At 65.1% G+C, this 15,653-nt stretch carries 13 protein-coding genes and 2 pseudogenes; 6 read left to right on the forward strand and 9 right to left on the reverse strand.

The window, feature by feature from the left end; all coding sequences use genetic code 11:
• Positions 1-69: 69 nt before the first annotated feature.
• The 4 genes and pseudogenes from puuE to uraH all read left to right on the forward strand — a co-directional run.
• Positions 70-1,065, forward strand: a pseudogene (gene puuE / locus FJU11_RS14275) (allantoinase PuuE); the annotation flags it as partial.
• Positions 1,041-1,466 (forward strand): annotated as a pseudogene (uraD, locus tag FJU11_RS18365) (2-oxo-4-hydroxy-4-carboxy-5-ureidoimidazoline decarboxylase); the annotation flags it as partial. The pseudogenes puuE and uraD, both read left to right, overlap by 25 nt.
• Positions 1,458-1,970: an ureidoglycolate lyase gene (locus tag FJU11_RS14280; RefSeq protein ID WP_268935220.1), complete on the forward strand. Its 513-nt coding sequence runs from the start codon at positions 1,458-1,460 to the stop codon at positions 1,968-1,970. The pseudogene uraD and the gene FJU11_RS14280, both read left to right, overlap by 9 nt.
• A 21-nt stretch (positions 1,971-1,991) precedes the next feature.
• Positions 1,992-2,354 carry a hydroxyisourate hydrolase gene (gene uraH, locus FJU11_RS14285; protein ID WP_141167746.1) on the forward strand — a complete coding sequence of 121 codons (363 nt, stop codon included), beginning with the start codon at positions 1,992-1,994 and terminating at the stop codon, positions 2,352-2,354.
• A gap of 3 nt (positions 2,355-2,357) precedes the next feature.
• On the opposite strand, the gene FJU11_RS14290 is transcribed toward uraH, so the two are convergent.
• The 9 genes from FJU11_RS14290 to FJU11_RS14330 form a co-directional block, all read right to left on the reverse strand.
• Entirely contained in the window at positions 2,358-2,684 is a 327-nt protein-coding gene (locus FJU11_RS14290; protein WP_141167747.1) for a helix-turn-helix domain-containing protein, read from the reverse strand.
• Positions 2,681-3,037 (reverse strand): type II toxin-antitoxin system RelE/ParE family toxin, encoded by a 357-nt coding sequence (locus FJU11_RS14295; RefSeq protein ID WP_407946726.1) that lies wholly within the window; start codon positions 3,035-3,037, stop codon positions 2,681-2,683. The genes FJU11_RS14290 and FJU11_RS14295 overlap by 4 nt, the downstream gene beginning before the upstream one ends.
• Positions 3,038-3,060: 23 nt before the next feature.
• On the reverse strand, positions 3,061-4,362 hold the full coding sequence (gene guaD, locus FJU11_RS14300; protein ID WP_141167748.1) for a guanine deaminase: 1,302 nt from the start codon (positions 4,360-4,362) through the stop codon (positions 3,061-3,063).
• A 4-nt stretch (positions 4,363-4,366) separates the two neighbouring features.
• Positions 4,367-5,602, reverse strand: coding sequence for a urate hydroxylase PuuD (locus tag FJU11_RS14305; RefSeq protein WP_141167749.1), 1,236 nt, complete (start codon positions 5,600-5,602; stop codon positions 4,367-4,369).
• 68 nt (positions 5,603-5,670) lie between these two features.
• Positions 5,671-6,471 (reverse strand): xanthine dehydrogenase accessory protein XdhC, encoded by an 801-nt coding sequence (gene xdhC, locus FJU11_RS14310; protein ID WP_141167750.1) that lies wholly within the window; start codon positions 6,469-6,471, stop codon positions 5,671-5,673.
• 45 nt (positions 6,472-6,516) lie between these two features.
• Complete coding sequence (gene xdhB, locus FJU11_RS14315) at positions 6,517-8,898, reverse strand: xanthine dehydrogenase molybdopterin binding subunit (RefSeq protein ID WP_141167751.1); 2,382 nt, start codon at positions 8,896-8,898, stop codon at positions 6,517-6,519.
• A complete protein-coding gene (gene xdhA, locus FJU11_RS14320) occupies positions 8,898-10,388 on the reverse strand; it encodes a xanthine dehydrogenase small subunit (RefSeq protein ID WP_141167752.1) in 1,491 nt (496 codons plus the stop codon). Before xdhA ends, xdhB begins: the two co-directional genes overlap by 1 nt.
• Before the next feature lie 78 nt (positions 10,389-10,466).
• Complete coding sequence (locus FJU11_RS14325; protein WP_141167753.1) at positions 10,467-11,567, reverse strand: patatin-like phospholipase family protein; 1,101 nt, start codon at positions 11,565-11,567, stop codon at positions 10,467-10,469.
• Positions 11,564-12,340 carry a 3-hydroxybutyrate dehydrogenase gene (locus tag FJU11_RS14330; protein WP_141167754.1) on the reverse strand — a complete coding sequence of 259 codons (777 nt, stop codon included), beginning with the start codon at positions 12,338-12,340 and terminating at the stop codon, positions 11,564-11,566. Before FJU11_RS14330 ends, FJU11_RS14325 begins: the two co-directional genes overlap by 4 nt.
• Positions 12,341-12,497: 157 nt before the next feature.
• Here FJU11_RS14330 and glpK point away from each other — a divergent pair, with 157 nt between their 5' ends.
• Positions 12,498-13,991, forward strand: coding sequence for a glycerol kinase GlpK (gene glpK, locus FJU11_RS14335; protein WP_141167755.1), 1,494 nt, complete (start codon positions 12,498-12,500; stop codon positions 13,989-13,991).
• A gap of 195 nt (positions 13,992-14,186) precedes the next feature.
• Complete coding sequence (sbmA, locus tag FJU11_RS14340) at positions 14,187-15,497, forward strand: peptide antibiotic transporter SbmA (protein ID WP_141167756.1); 1,311 nt, start codon at positions 14,187-14,189, stop codon at positions 15,495-15,497.
• Positions 15,498-15,653 lie beyond the last annotated feature (156 nt).

Below are 15,653 nucleotides of genomic sequence, written 5' to 3' on the forward strand. Positions count from 1 at the left end.
CTCGACATTTGAATCCGCGATGCTACCGTCGCCGCGAAACGAATGGCCGACGGAAGCAGCATGATATCCATCGACACGCCCCGCGATCTCGTCGGCTATGGCCGCACGCCACCCGATCCACGCTGGCCCGGTGGCGCACGCATCGCCGTCCAGTTCGTCGTCAACTACGAGGAAGGCGGCGAAAGCTCGATCCTCGAAGGCGACGCAGCATCGGAATCGCTGCTTTCGGAAATCGTCGGCGCTCAAGCCTGGCCCGGTCAGCGCAACCTCAACATCGAATCGCTCTACGAATACGGGTCCCGTGTCGGCTTCTGGCGGTTGTGGCGGCTCTTCACCGAACGCGGCATGCCGGTCACCGTCTACGGCGTGGCGCTGGCGCTGGCGCGCAATCCGGAAGCCGTGGCGGCCATGAAGGAAGCGGATTGGGAGATCGCCAGCCACGGCCTGCGGTGGCTGGAATACAAGGACTTTTCCGAGGAAGACGAGCGCCGTCACATCGCCGAATGCGTGCGCCTGCACACAGAGGCGACCGGCGAGCGTCCGCTCGGCATCTATCAGGGCAAGCCTTCGGACAACACGCTGAAGCTCGTGATTGAGGAGGGCGGGTTCGTCTATTCCGCCGATTCCTACGCCGACGAGCTGCCCTACTGGGTCGAGGGACCACAGGGACCGTTCCTGATCGTGCCCTACACGCTCGACGCCAACGACATGCGATTCGCCACACCGCAGGGGTTCAATTCGGGCGACCAGTTCTTCGCTTACCTCAAGGACAGTTTCGACACGCTCTACGCCGAAGGCGAAGCGGGGCAGGCAAAAATGCTTTCGGTCGGCCTGCATTGCCGGCTCGTCGGGCGGCCGGGACGTGCGGCGGCGCTCGGACGCTTCCTTGATTACGTCGCGAGCCATGAGAAAGTCTGGATCGCGCGGCGCATCGACATCGCGCGGCACTGGCAGGTCACCCATCCACCGAAGGTGGCGGTATGAGCGGGCGAAGCGCTTTCGTCGAACGGTTCGGCGGCGTCTTCGAACATTCGCCCTGGATTGCCGAACGTGCCGAGATGGCCGGCGGCTTGCCCGAGCCCTGGACCGCGGATCGCGTGCACGCGGCTCTGGTCGCCGCCTTCCGCGACGCACCGGCCGAGCGGCGCCTCGGCGTGCTGCGAGCTCATCCGGACCTCGCCGGCAAGCTCGCCGCCGCCGAACTGACGGACGATTCGCGCGCCGAACAGGCGTCCGCCGGCCTCGACCGCCTGACGCACGACGAGCATCGCCGCTTCACCGAGCTGAATACCGCCTATACCGAGCGTTTCGGCTTTCCCTTCATCATCGCCGTGAAGGGCCGCACGAAGGGCGGAATCCTCGGAGCGTTCGAGACGCGGATCGGGAACGATACCGAAACGGAGTTCGCGACGGCGTGCGGCGAGGTCGAGCGAATCGCATGGCTGCGGCTCGCCGCGGTGCTGCCGGCCGGCGGCGAACCGGTGACGGTAGAGTGGCTGACTGCCGAAGCGTTCGCCCCCTTCGGCACGGTGATGATGCTCGATGGAGCGGAACGTCGCCTGATCAACGAAGGAACCACCGAACGCTTCCACGCGCTGGCGACGACCGATGTCGAGGCCGAAGGCGGGCGCACGATCCTCAGCGTCTTTCGCGGCCGGGCGCGCGCGTTTCCCTATGCGGTGACGATGATGGAGCGCCATCCGCTCGGCAGCCAGGCCTTCTGGCCGCTTTCCGGCCGGCGATGGCTCGTCGTCGTCGCGCCGGACGAAGAAGGTGCGCCGGGTGCGCCGCGCGCGTTCCTTGCGAGTGCCGAGCAGGGCGTGCAGGTGGCACGCGGCGTCTGGCACCATCCGCTGATGGCACTGGACGAGACGAGCGATTTTCTCGTGGCCGACCGGGAAGGGCTAGGCGACAACCTTGTCGAGAGAACCTATGACGTCCCTTACGTGATCGACAAGCCGACGCCGTAGCGCGTGTCGAAGGAGAGCGAGATGGCCGAAGGCGGCTTCCTGACCACCCACGTCCTCGATACCGCGACCGGCCGGCCGGCCGCTGGTCTGGTGATCGATCTCGCACGGCTGGACGGCGACAATTGCGAAAAACTGACAAGCGTCACGACGAACGCCGACGGTCGCGCCGGCGCGCCGATCCTGCAGGGGGACGCCTTTACGGTCGGCACCTACGAACTGGCCTTCCACGCCGGCGACTACCTGCGCGCAAGCGGTGCACCGGTCACCGAACCGGCGTTCCTCGACGTCGTGCCCATCCGCTTCGCGATCGCGGATCCGGCCGCGCATTATCACGTGCCGCTGTTGCTCTCGCCTTACGGCTACACGACCTATCGGGGCAGTTGACGGTCAACCTGACGGTTCGGTCTCACCGATGCCGTTCAGATGCAAGTCTGGATGACCGGGAAAGCGGACGACCAGATCGAGCTCGCCACCGAGGCCTTCGACATATCCGCGAAGGGTCGATAGCAGGAGGTCGCTGCGCTTCTCCAGCTTCGCGATGCTTACCTGGTTGACGTGCAGTTCTTCGGCGAGGCGCGCCTGCGTCATCGTCCGCGCCTTTCGCAATTCCTTCAGTGTCAGATAGGCCTGCCGGATGCGTTCGCTTTCCGCTTCGATGCGTTTGCGTCGCTCAGCCGGCAGTGCAGCTAGCTTTTCTTCAAGCGTGATTTTCATTCATCCTCTCCGAGCGCGGCGAGATGGTTGGCAAAACGCTGGTCGGCCTTGCGAATGAAGCGCTTGTAGAACCTCTTCTGGTCCTTGCCACCTTTATCGCCAGCTACGAGGAGGATTGCCTTCCTGTCGGGATCAAAGGCAAATGCCAGTCTCCAAACGCCGCCATCGGCATCAAAACGCATTTCTTTCATGTTGGCGAACGAGGAACCCTTCAGCGTATCGACATACGGCCTGCCGAGGTCCGGCCCCTCGTGAGCCAGTAGATGGAGGCGTGAGTAAAGACCGTTCTGGACTGGCTCGGATAGCATTTCGAACTCGACGTCGAATTCAGGATCGAAAAGAACAGTCCACAAAATATAGCCTCAAGTCTATAATTTTACAATCCCGACTTCACCGCTTCGCCCGCGACATAGACCTCCGCAATCGCACGGTCGTCACCGAGCGTCTGCAGGAGGAACAGCTCTTCCACCAGCGTCTCGACCCGTTCCGCCTTGATCGCCATCGCCGGCATTGCGCTCGCATCGAGGACGACGAGGTCGGCGTCGCTGCCGGGCTCCAGCGTGCCGATATGCTCGGCGAGCGAAAGTGCCCGGGCGTTGCCGAGGGTAATGCGGTAGAACGCGTCGAGTGGGGTCATGCGTTGACCCTGCAGCTGCAGCACCTTGTAGCCTTCGTCGAGCGTACGAAGCATCGAATAGTTCGTGCCGCCGCCGACATCGGTGGCGATCGCCGTGCGCACACCGTGGCCGGCGAGCCTGGCGTTGTCGAAAAGGCCGGAGCCGAGGAATAGGTTGGACGTCGGGCAGAAGACGGCGACCGAGCCGCTTTCGGCGAGCACGCCGGCTTCGCGATCGGAAAGGTGGATGCAGTGGCCGAGGAGGCTCTTCGGACCCAGCAGGCCAGAGCGGGCGTAGACGTCCGTATAGTCGATCGCTTCCGGGTAGAGTTCGCGCGTGAAGGCGATCTCGCCGTGGTTTTCCGCAAGGTGCGTCTGGACGTGAAGCTCGGGATGCTCCGCGGTGAGCGCACCCGCCAGTTCAAGTTCTGCGGGCGACGAGGTGATGGCGAAGCGTGGCGTGATCGCGACGTGGTTTCGGCCGGTGCCGTGCCAGTCGGCGATGACGGCCTTCGTGTCGTCGTAGGCGGCCTGCGGCGTGTCGGTGAGCGGGCCGGGCGCGTTGCGGTCCATCATGACCTTGCCGGCGACCATGCGCAGGTTCCGGAGCGTCGCTTCGGCGAAGAATGCGTCCGCGGAAGCCTTGTGCACGGAGCAATAGGCGGCGGCCGTCGTTGTGCCGTGGCGGATCAGTTCGTCGAAGAAGTGCGTCGCGACGCGGGCGGCATGGTCGGGATCGGCGAAGCGCTGCTCCTCGACGAAGGTGTAGGTGTTCAGCCATTCAAGAAGGTTCGCGGCGTAGGAGCCGATCACCTGCATTTGCGGGAAGTGAATGTGCGGATCGACGAAGCCGGGCATGATGAGGTGCGGCCGGTGATCGATCTCGATCGCGTCGGAAGGGGCGGCGGCGCGGACCGCGTCCCAGGTGCCGGCCTGGCGAATCAGGCCGTCCTCGACCCAGATGCCGCCATCGTTCTCGTAGCGATAGCTTGCCGTATCGTCGATCGCTTCGGGGCGATCGTTGAAGGTCAGGAACCGGCCGTGCAGAAGGGTCGAAGGCATCGGCTCAGTTCCTGCCGGTCGCGCTGTCGTACCAGGCGACGAAGAGGCGGCGCTCTTCCGGTGTTACGTGGGTAAGGTTCGCCGGCGGCATGGCGTGGCTGCGGCCGGCCTGAATGTAGATCTGGCTCGCGTGCTTGGCGATCTCGGCGTCGGTTTCCAGATGCACGCCCTTCGGCGCGCGATGGATGCCCTGCCAGACCGGTTCGTTCGCGTGGCACATGGAACAGCGCGTCTTCACGGTCTCGGCAACCTTCTCGAAGTGCGGATCCCGCGCGAACTTCTCGAAGGCCGGCGCGACGCTCGCATCCTGCCTCTCTTCGTCGCCGGAAAGGTTCGGCGAGGTGGAGAGCCAGGCGATGACGATAAAGATGATGAGCGTCGCGAGCCAGGTCCAGGTCGGCCGGCCCTTCCTCGCATGGGTGGAATTGAACCAGTGCCGGATCGTCACGCCCATCAGGAAGACGAGCGACGCGATGATCCAGTTGTAGCGCGTGGCGAAGGCCAGCGGCTCGTGGTTCGAAAGCATCAGGAAGATGACGGGCAGCGTCAGGTAGTTGTTGTGCAGCGAGCGCTGCTTGGCCTCGAGCCCGAGCTTCGCCGCCGGCGTGCGGCCTGCCTTGAGGTCGGCGACAACGATCTTCTGGTTCGGGATGATGATGCGGAAGACGTTCGCCACCATGATCGTCGCGATGAAGGCGCCAAGATGAAGAAGCGCCGCGCGGCCGGTGAAGACTTGCGTGTAGCCCCAGGCCATAGCGACGAGCATGACGTAGAGCACGAGCATCAGCCCGGTCGTGCTCTTGCCGATCGGCGACTTGCAGAGGAAATCGTAGATCAGCCAGCCGATCAGAAGCGAGGCGAGCGAAATGAGGATTGCGACCGGTGCCGAGACGTTAAGCACGGCTTGGTCGATCAGGAAGAGGCTCGCATGGCCGTAATAAAGCAGGCAGAGCAGCGCGAAGCCGGAAAGCCAGGTGGAGTAGGCCTCCCATTTGAACCAGGTCAGGTGCTCCGGCATCGCGTTGGGCGCGATCATGTATTTCTGGATATGATAGAAGCCGCCGCCGTGGACCTGCCATTCCTCGCCGGTAACGCCGTGCGGCAGGCCGTTACGCTTTACGAGGCCAAGATCGAGCGCGATGAAATAGAAGGACGAGCCGATCCAGGCGATGGCGGTGATGATGTGCAGCCAGCGCACGGCGAACATCGCCCATTCGGACGCGATGGCGTAATCATCCATGGCTCGATCCCCGTCTCGTTCACGCAACGGGGCCGGGAAGCGGACGCGTTGCACGATGTTTCACCATGCTAAAGGATTGTGCGCAAGACCTCGGCGGCGACGAGTGCCGCGATGACTTCCGGACGCTTGTCGTGCACCTCGGCACCGCCGATGGGGCAGACGAGGTTTGCGCGTTCCTCCGTGGTGCCGTCAGCCTCGCGCGCGTGCCAGCGTTCGAAGGTGGCGCGCTTCGTCGCCGAGCCGATCATGCCGACATAGGCCGCATCGCGGCGTTTCAGCGCGGCGGCTACAAGCAGGAAATCGAGCGCGTGGTCGTGGGTGAGCACGATGAAGGCCGAACCGGCGGGCGCGGCTTCGACGTGCGTTTCTGGCATGGCGGTGCAGTGGGCTTCGACGCTTTCCGGGAGGTCGGTTAGCGCATCCGCGCGTGTTTCGACGACGACGAGGCGCACGGGCAAGGCTGAAAAGGCGTGCGCCAAAGCACGGCCGACATGGCCCGCGCCGAAGACGATTACCTGCGGCTGTGCCGCCTCTTCCTCCACGACCGTTTTGCCGAGCCGCTCCAGCGCGTCGGCGTCCATCGTCTCGAAGGCTAGGTCGACGTTGCCGCCGCAGCACTGGCCGAGTTCGGGGCCGAGCGGGATTGCCATCGCGGGCGCCGCTCCACCGGTCAGCAACTGACGGGCATGATCGATCGCGAGGAATTCCAGCCGGCCACCGCCGATCGTGCCGAAGGTCGCGTCGTGGCCGACGAGCATCCATGCGCCGGTTTCCCGGGGTGTCGATCCTCGGGCACGCGCGACGGTGATTCTAGCCAGCGGCTCATGTTCCGCTGCGAACCGTTCGAGCCGAAACCGCGCTCGGCTCATGCGGCGGCGCGCCGCGCGTTCAAGCGACCACGCGCGGTGAACGACTCAGGATTGGACATGGCTCGCCTCATTTTCGGTCGTCTCGCGAGCCGAAGCCTTCAGCCGCTCCACCGCCATCAGCACGCGCTCGGGCGTTGCCGGTGCATCGAGGCGCGGGCATTCGCGGTAGTCCGCGACGGAGGCGACGGCGTGCGAGATCGCTTCGAAGACGGAGACGGCGAGCATGAAGGGCGGTTCGCCGACGGCCTTCGAGCGGCGCACCGTCGCTTCGCGGTTCTTCGACCAGTCGGCGAGCGTGACGTTGAAGATCTTCGGTCGGTCGGAGGCGAGCGGGATCTTGTAGGTCGAGGGCGCGTGCGTGCGCAGCCGGCCCTTGTCGTCCCACCACAGTTCCTCGGTCGTCAACCAGCCCATGCCCTGCACGAAGCCGCCCTCGATCTGGCCGCGGTCGAGGGCCGGGTTCAGCGAATGGCCGCAATCGTGCAGGATGTCGGTGCGCTCGACATGATATTCGCCGGTCAGCGTGTCGATCGCGACTTCCGAGCACGATGCGCCATAGGCGAAGTAGAAGAACGGTCGGCCCTTGCCGGCGTCGCGGTCCCAGTGGATCTTCGGTGTCTTGTAGAAGCCGGTCGCCGAGAGTTGCACGCGCGCGACATAGGCCTCCTGCACGAGTTCGGCGAAGGCGACGCGCTGGTTGCCGATGCGCACGACGTTCGGCAGGAACTCGATCTGGTGCTCCGGCACCTCGTAGAAATCGGACGCGAAATCCATCAGGCGCTGACGGATCGTCTCGGCTGCGGCCTGCGCTGCCATGCCGTTCAGGTCCGCGCCGGAGGAGGCGGCCGTCGCCGATGTGTTCGGCACCTTGCCGGTCGTCGTCGCGGTGATCTTCACGTGATCGAGGTCGATCTGGAAGGTCTCGGCGACGACCTGCGCGACCTTGGTGTTGAGCCCCTGGCCCATCTCCGTGCCGCCGTGGTTCAGGTGCACCGAACCGTCCGTATAGACATGGACAAGGGCGCCCGCCTGGTTGAAGTGCGTGGCGGTGAAGGAAATGCCGAACTTCACCGGCGTCAGCGCGATGCCCCGCTTGATGACCCGGCTCGTCCGGTTGAATTCAACGATTTCCGCGCGGCGGGCCTGATAGTCCGAGGACGCTTCCAGCTCGTCGGTAATGCGGTCGAGAATGTTGTCCTCGACGGTCTGGTAGTAGGGTGTGACGTCGCGGCCCGAGCCGGTCTCGCCGTAGAAATTGGCGCGGCGCACCTCCAGCGTGTCCTTGCCGAGCGCGTAGGCGATCTCCTCGATCACGCGCTCGCCGCCGACGAGCCCCTGCGGCCCGCCGAAGCCGCGGAATGCCGTGTTCGAGACGGTGTTGGTGAAGAGCGGTGCGGAGACGGCCGTCACCGCCGGATAGTAATAGGCGTTGTCGCAGTGGAAGAGCGCGCGGTCGGTGACCGGGCCGGAGAGGTCTGCGGAGTAGCCGCAGCGGGCCACATAGGTGAAGTCGACGCCCTCGATCCGGCCGGTCTCGTCGAAGCCGACTTCGTAGTCGCAAAGGAAATCGTGGCGCTTGCCGGTGGCGATCATGTCGTCGTCGCGGTCGGGCCGGATCTTGACGGCACGGCGGAAGCGGCGCGCGGCGATCGCGGTGACGACGGCGAAGAGATTCCCTTGAGTCTCCTTGCCGCCGAAGGCGCCGCCCATGCGCCGCACCTGGATGGTGACGGCGTTCGAGGGCACGTCGAGCGCCTGGGCGACCATGTGCTGCACCTCGCTCGGGTGCTGGGTCGAGGACCAGACGGTCATGTCGCGATCTTCGCCCGGGATCGCAAAGGCGATCTGCCCTTCGAGGTAGAAATGGTCCTGTCCACCGATCCGCATCGTACCGGAAAGCCGGTTGGCCGCGCCCTCGATCGCGGCCTCGGAATCGCCGCGCGAGAGCGTCATGCCGTCGGTGACGAGACGCGGATCCTCGCCGGCGTCGAGCACGTCGATGACGGGCGTTTCCTCGGCGTAGTCGATTTTCGCGAGCTTCGCCGCCTTGCGCGCTGCGCCGCGCGTTTCGGCGACGACGGCGAAAAGTGGCTGACCGTGGAAGTCGACGCGATCGCGCGGGAAGATCGGCTCGTCGCCCTTGCCCGTCGGCGAGACGTCGTTGAGGCCGGGCACGTCGTCGGCCGTCAGCACGCCGACGACGCCGGGGGCGGTGCGGACCGGATCGAGATCGACGGAAAGGATGCGCCCGCAGGCGATGGTCGAAAGCCCGAGGCAGGCGTGCAGCGTGCCGATCGGCTCCATCATGTCGTCGGTGTAATCGGCCGTGCCGGCAACGTGCTTGTGCGCGGAATCGTGTTGCCGTGGCGTGTGCGTGCCGCCTTCGATCGCTTCCTTCAGCGGAAGATCGTCGTTGCGCTTGTCCATCACGCTTCCTCCAGCGCCGGACGGTGGCGCACGATCTGCACGGCTTCGTCGCCGGTCTTTTCCATGACGAAGCGTGTCAGAAGGTTCTTCGCCGCGAGCAGGCGGTAGTCCGCGCTCGCTCGCCAGTCCGACAGAGGCTGGTAATCGGTCTCGAAGGCCTCGCGTGCCGCCTCGGCCGTGTCGAGATCGAGCGGCTTGCCGATCAGTGCAGCCTCGACAGCCTTCGCCCGCTTCGGCGTCGCGGCCATGCCGCCGAAGGCGATGCGCGCGGCGGTGATGGTGCCGGCATCGTCGAGCGTCACGTTAAAGGCGCCGCAGAGCGCGGAGATGTCTTCCTCGCGCCGCTTGGAGATCTTGTAGACGGCGAAGCGCTGGTCGGCGCGCAAGGCCGGCACGAAAACGCTTTCGACGAATTCGCCCGGCGCACGGTCCTGGTTGCCGTAGTCGATGAAGAAGTCTTCGAGCGGGATGGTGCGCCGCTCGGCGCCCTTGCGCAGCGTCAGTTCCGCGTCGAGTGCGATGAGCGTCGGCGGGGAATCGCCGATCGGCGAGCCGTTGGCGATGTTGCCGCCGATCGTCCCCATGTTGCGGATCTGCTCGCCGCCGAAGCGTTCGAGCAGCCGCTGGAACCCGTCGTAGCGCTTCGAAAGCACAGAAAACGCTTCCGTATAGGTCACGCAGCCGAAAAGCCGAACGCCCTCGTCCGTCTCCTCGATGCGGTGCATTTCCGGAAGGTGGCGCACGAAGACCGCCGGCGAGATGTCGCGCAGATCCTTCGTCACCCAAAGGCCGACGTCCGTCGCACCCGAGACGATGGTGGCGTCCGGGTTCTCTTCGAGCACCGCGGCGAGATCGTCGAGATCGTCGGGCACGATCGAGCGCCCGCCCTCGTACTCGACATCGACACGCGCCCCGTCGGCAAGGCGTTCGAGTTCCGCCTTCGCCCGCTCGCGCATCGCCGTCAGCCGGTCCGTCGCGGCCTCCGGCGGCGTTCGGCCCATCGCGGCACCCGCACGGATGATCGGGGCATAGCCCGTGCAGCGGCAGAGATTGCCTTGCAGCGCCTTTTCGAGCGCGTAGTCGTCCGGCTTCGGGTTCGTGAGCCACAGCTGGTAGAGCGACATGACGAAGCCCGGCGTGCAGAAGCCGCATTGCGAGCTGTGCTCGTCCACCATCGCCTGCTGCACGGGGTGCAGCGGCCCGTCCGGCGCCGACAGATGCTCGATCGTGACGACATGCGTGGCGTCCAGCGAGGCGACGAAGCGGATGCAGGCGTTCACGCTCTCATAGGCGACTTCGCCGTCGACGAGTCGGCCGACCAGCACCGTGCACGCCCCGCAATCGCCTTCCGCGCATCCTTCCTTCGAGCCCGTCAGGCGTTTGTCGATGCGCAAGAAGTCGAGCAGCGTCGTGCCCGGCCCAACCGCGCTCGTCTCGACGAGTGTGTCGTTCAGCAGGAAGCGGATCGAATGACGTGAGAAGACGGGCATGACAACTTTGATCCAACGGTAAAATCGGAATCTAGCGCGCTGGTCGGCGTGACGCAAAGCTTCCTTTCGACAGGCCGTCTATCCCCGCCCGCCGAACCCGTCGTCCAGATATTCGTGCTTGAGGCTGACGGAGGAGCGTTCGCCGATCGAGGCGAAGTTGTGGGCGAGCCACGCCTTGCCCGTCTCGCGCCCGCGCTCGAAAAGATCGGCGAGGAAGCGGTGGTCGACGTTGAACTTGCTGGCGGCGGAAAGGTCGGACAGCGCCTTGTCGGAGCGCACGGAGTGCACGTGGATGCGCTTAAGGCGGTCCTTGAACTCGTCCTTCAGCCAGCCCTGATCGATCAGCTTGTCGACGAAGTCGATGGCGCGCAGCTCCTTGAGCAGCGAGCCGTTGAAGGAGATTTCGTTGATGCGGTTCATGATTTCCGTGGCGCTCGTCGGCACCGCGTCGCGTTCCAGCGGATTGACGTGAAGGATGAGTACGTCGCGACTGTCGCACTTGTAGAAGAACGGGAAGAGCACCGGATTGCCCATGTAGCCGCCGTCCCAGTAATATTCGCCGTCGATCTCGACGGCCTTGAACAGGAAGGGCAGGCACGCCGACGCCATCACCGCGTCGAGCGTGACGTGGCGCGTCTCGAAGACCTTCACGCGGCCGGTACGCACGTTCGTGGCACCGAGGAAGAGCTTCGATTTCCGGCTTTCGGCGAGTGCTTCGAAATCGACGTGCCGGGCGAGGAGGTCGCGCAGCGGATTGATGTCGAGCGGGTTCAGTTCGTAGGGCGAGAAGGTGCGCGTCAGCGTATCGAAGAAGGAAAAGGCCAACTGGCTGCCCGTCACCGGTGGGGAGAAGAACGCTTCCCACGGCGTTTCGGAAAGCGGGGAGAACGGGCCGCCGGCCGCCGAGATGTCGTCCCATAGCGCGGCCAGTGCCTGCCGCGCGCCCTCGCGGCCGCCGGTTTCGAGCCCGTAGGCAAGCACCGTCGCGTTCATCGCACCGGCCGACGTTCCGGAGATGCCCTCGAATTCCAGCCGGCCGTCTTCGAGGATCGCGTCGAGCACGCCCCAGGTGAACGCGCCGTGCGCGCCGCCGCCCTGGAGCGCCAAATTGACGGTCTTCTTCGTCGCCTTGCCGCCGGCGTCCCCGGCGGGTTCGCTCCGGCTCGCCCGTTCGATCATCCGGCGGTCCAGCCGCCGTCCATCGTCACCGCCGCGCCGGTCGTGCCCTTGGCGGCGTCGCTTGCCAGGAACAGCGCGTAGGCGGCGATGTCCTCGACCTCGATGAACTGCTTGGAGGGCTGGGCGGCGAGGATGACGTCGCGCTTGACCTCCTCCTCCGTCATGTTGCGCTCGCGGGCGGTGTCCGGGATCTGCTTTTCGACGAGCGGCGTCAGCACGTAGCCGGGGCAGATGGCGTTGACCGTGATCCCCTGTTGCGCGACCTCGAGCGCCACCGTCTTCGTCAGGCCGAGAATGCCGTGCTTCGCCGCGACGTAGGCCACCTTGAAGGGCGAGGCGACGAGGCCGTGCGCCGAGGCGATGTTGATGATGCGCCCGTGGCCGGCCTTCTTCATGCCGGGCATCGCCGCGCGGATCGTGTGGAAGCTCGACGACAGGTTGATGGCGATGATCGCGTCCCACTTCTCGATCGGGAAGGACTCGATCTTTTCCACGTGCTGGATGCCGGCATTGTTGATCAGCACGTCGATCCCGCCGAAAGCTTTCTCGGCGGTGGCGATCATGTCGGCGATCTCGTCGGGCTTGGTCATGTCGGCGTCGTGGTAGACGACCCTGCCCTCGCCGAGGCCTTCGAGGCGCTTGCGCTCTTTCTCGATGGCGTCGGTGTCGCCGAAGCCGTTGATGAGGACGTTGTAGTCGGCCTTGGCGAAGCCTTCCGCCAGGCCGAGACCGATGCCGCTGGTGGAACCGGTGATGACGACCGTCTTTTCCATGACGCGCTCCCTGATGGCTGTCGTGCCGATTGTGCATCGCGAAAGCATACGTTCCAAGGTGATTTTTGCGCGCTGCGCATGATGTGCCGCCATTTGACGAGGGCGCGGCGGACGGTTACGCCGCTTGCACCATTGCCGAACATCGGGAGGAGCGAGCATGGGCGGCCACGTTCTGGCGATCGATCAGGGAACGACGTCGACGCGCGCGATCGTGTTCGATGGGAATTGCCGTATTGCCGGGCTGGGGCAGGTGGAATTCTCCCAGTCCTATCCCCGTTCTGGATGGGTGGAGCACGACGCCGACCAGATCTTCGAGACGGTGATCGCGACCTGCCGCGAGGCGATCGGAAAGGCGGGCCTTGCACCCGGCGACATCGCCGCGCTCGGCATCACCAACCAGCGCGAGACGGTCGTCGTCTGGGACCGGGCGACCGGCGAGCCGATCCATCCCGCGATCGTCTGGCAGGACCGGCGTACGTCGCACTACTGCGCCAAGCTTCGCAGGCAGGGGCACGAAAAGACCTTCACGAAGAAGACCGGGCTCATTCTCGATCCCTATTTTTCCGGCACCAAGCTTTCCTGGCTGCTTGCCAACGTGAAGGGTGCGCGCACGCGTGCGGCCAGGGGCGAACTGTGCTTCGGCACGATCGATACGTGGCTAATCTGGAAGCTGACGGGCGGGCGCTCCTTCGTCACCGACGCGACGAACGCCTCGCGCACGCTGATGTACGACATCGGCGAGAACCGGTGGGACGAGGACTTGCTCGACATCCTGCGCGTGCCGGAGGCGATGCTGCCCGAGGTAAAGGACTGCGCGGCCGATTTCGGCACGAGCGAGCGCGATCTGCTCGGCGCCGAAATCCCGATCCTCGGCGTGGCTGGCGACCAGCATGCCGCGACGATCGGCCAGGCCTGCTTCGAGCCCGGCATGTTCAAGTCGACCTACGGCACGGGCTGCTTCGCGCTTCTCAACACCGGCGAAGAGATGGTGCGCTCGAGGAACCGGTTGCTCACCACCATCGCCTACCGCCTGGACGGCGAGACGACCTACGCACTCGAAGGATCGATCTTCGTCGCGGGTGCCGCCGTGCAGTGGCTGCGCGACGGCCTCGGCCTCGTCGAGAACGCCGCGCAGACCGGGCCGCTCGCCGAACGCGCCGATCCGGGCCAGGACGTCTATCTCGTGCCGGCCTTCACCGGCCTCGGCGCACCGCATTGGGATGCCGAGGCGCGCGGGGCGATGTTCGGCCTGACGCGCGGCACCGGGCCGGCCGAGTTCGCCCGTGCGGCACTGGAATCGGTCTGCTACCAGACCCACGACCTGCTCGAGGCCATGCGCCGGGACTGGCGGGCCGGCGATGCCGGAACGGTGCTTCGGGTCGACGGCGGCATGGTCGCCTCCGACTGGACGATGCAGCGGCTTGCCGATCTGCTCGACGCGCCGGTCGACCGGCCGGAGATCCTGGAGACGACGGCGCTCGGCGCCGCATGGCTCGCCGGCCACCGCGCGGGCGTATGGCCCGATCGCGTGGCCTTCGCCGCCGGCTGGTCGCGCGAACGGCGTTTCGAGCCGGCGATGGAAGCCGGTGCGCGCACCCGTGCGATCAAGGGCTGGCGGTCGGCCGTCCAGCGTACGCTTTCGCAGGGTTGAACGGCCGGGCGCGAAGCCGTTGCCGCCGGGCCCGCCACGGCGAGTTTCGAAAACGTAACTTGCATTCGTGCGCCCCGGCAGCCAAGGCTTGGGCCGGGATCCGCTCGCCGAGCCAGATGCGTTCGGGTACGATCCGCCTTGTTCCAGACGTCTTTCCTTCCCTGCGACAGCCGACGCGGTCAGGAGCTCCGCCACGTGTTCGAATCCTTTTTTCCAAGGCCGAAGGTCTTCTTCACCTCCGTCCTCGTATGGACGGCGATCGGCGTCGCCATGTGGTACACGGTCGGCGATTCCATCGCCCGCGCCATCGGCATTCCGATCGGCAGCGTCGACAAGCCGATCGTCGGCCTCGATTATTTCTATTCGCCGAGCTTCATCTGGTTCTACATCGTCTTTGCGGTGTGGACGGCGCTGTTTGCCGCCTTCTGGTTCGTCTTTTCGCCGCATCCATGGCAGCGATGGTCGATCCTCGGTTCCGCCTTCATCCTGTTCACGACCTATTTCGACGTGCAGGTCTCCGTCGCCATCAACAACTGGCGCCGGCCCTTCTTCGATACCTTCCAGAACGCATTGAGCGGGAAGGGCAACGTCACGGCAGGCGATCTCTATTCGCTGATCCTGATCTTCTTCGAGATCGCCATGGTGGCGATGCTGATCTTCGTCGTCACGCGCTTCTTCGTCAGCCACTACGTGTTCCGCTGGCGTACGGCGATGAACGACTACTACATGTCCCGCTGGCAGCGCGTACGCACCATCGAGGGTGCCTCGCAGCGCGTGCAGGAAGACACGATGCGCTTCGCCAACATCACCGAAGGGCTCGGCACCTCGATCGTCTCCTCGGTGATGACGCTGATCGCCTTCCTGCCGGTGTTGTGGAACCTGTCGCAATACGTCACCGAACTGCCGCTCGTCGGGCATATCCCCGAGCCGCTCTTCACCGCGCTCGTCTTCTGGGCGGCGTTCGGAACGGCGCTGCTCGCCATCGTCGGCATCAAGCTGCCGGGGCTGGAGTTCAAGAACCAGCGCGTGGAAGCTGCCTACCGCAAGGAACTCGTCTATGGCGAGGACGACGCCGCGCGCGCGCAGCCGCCGACCGTTCGCGATCTCTTCTCGAACGTGCGCCACAACTATTTCCGGCTCTACTTCCACTACATGTATTTCAACGTCGCCCGTGGCCTCTACATCCAGGCGGACAACATCTACGCCAACCTGATCCTCATCCCGACGATCGTCGCCGGCAAGATCACGCTCGGCATCTGGCAGCAGATCCTCACCGCCTTCGGCGAAGTGAGTTCCTCCTTCCAGTTCCTCGTCAATTCGTGGACGACGATCGTCGACCTGTTGTCGATCTACAAACGCCTGCGTGCCTTCGAGGCGATCTTCAAGGGCGGCAAGCTTTCCAAGCAGGACCGCGAGATGCTGGAGGATTCCGGCTATGCGCAGCATATCGCCGATCCCTCACCCGGCGAAAGCGGCGCCAGGGGCCCGCACGAGTTCGAGCGGTAGTGCTCCGGCTTTCTGTTTTCGCGCATCGTCCGCAACACCGGAATGGACCAGTCCGGCTGGGGAAAGGCTAGATGTGGAGCCTCAACAGGTTGTCCTGATCGAGACCGAGGCGGCTGATGGGCACGGTGTCGTTTATCCCGCCATGGGGACGGTGCC

It is taken from the genome of Pararhizobium mangrovi, from assembly GCF_006516965.1.
Lineage (GTDB): Bacteria > Pseudomonadota > Alphaproteobacteria > Rhizobiales > Rhizobiaceae > Pararhizobium_B > Pararhizobium_B mangrovi.

What these genes read in the sequence shown, in the direction of transcription:
- FJU11_RS14330 (WP_141167754.1), bottom strand. Translation starts at nt 12,340, where the DNA reads ATGGAAAAGACGGTCGTCATCACCGGTTCCACCAGCGGCATCGGTCTC.
- FJU11_RS14325 (WP_141167753.1), bottom strand. Translation starts at nt 11,567, where the DNA reads ATGATCGAACGGGCGAGCCGGAGCGAACCCGCCGGGGACGCCGGCGGC.
- uraH (WP_141167746.1), top strand. Translation starts at nt 1,992, where the DNA reads ATGGCCGAAGGCGGCTTCCTGACCACCCACGTCCTCGATACCGCGACC.
- FJU11_RS14290 (WP_141167747.1), bottom strand. Translation starts at nt 2,684, where the DNA reads ATGAAAATCACGCTTGAAGAAAAGCTAGCTGCACTGCCGGCTGAGCGA.
- FJU11_RS14305 (WP_141167749.1), bottom strand. Translation starts at nt 5,602, where the DNA reads ATGGATGATTACGCCATCGCGTCCGAATGGGCGATGTTCGCCGTGCGC.
- xdhC (WP_141167750.1), bottom strand. Translation starts at nt 6,471, where the DNA reads ATGAGCCGAGCGCGGTTTCGGCTCGAACGGTTCGCAGCGGAACATGAG.
- xdhA (WP_141167752.1), bottom strand. Translation starts at nt 10,388, where the DNA reads ATGCCCGTCTTCTCACGTCATTCGATCCGCTTCCTGCTGAACGACACA.
- glpK (WP_141167755.1), top strand. Translation starts at nt 12,498, where the DNA reads ATGGGCGGCCACGTTCTGGCGATCGATCAGGGAACGACGTCGACGCGC.
- guaD (WP_141167748.1), bottom strand. Translation starts at nt 4,362, where the DNA reads ATGCCTTCGACCCTTCTGCACGGCCGGTTCCTGACCTTCAACGATCGC.
- xdhB (WP_141167751.1), bottom strand. Translation starts at nt 8,898, where the DNA reads ATGGACAAGCGCAACGACGATCTTCCGCTGAAGGAAGCGATCGAAGGC.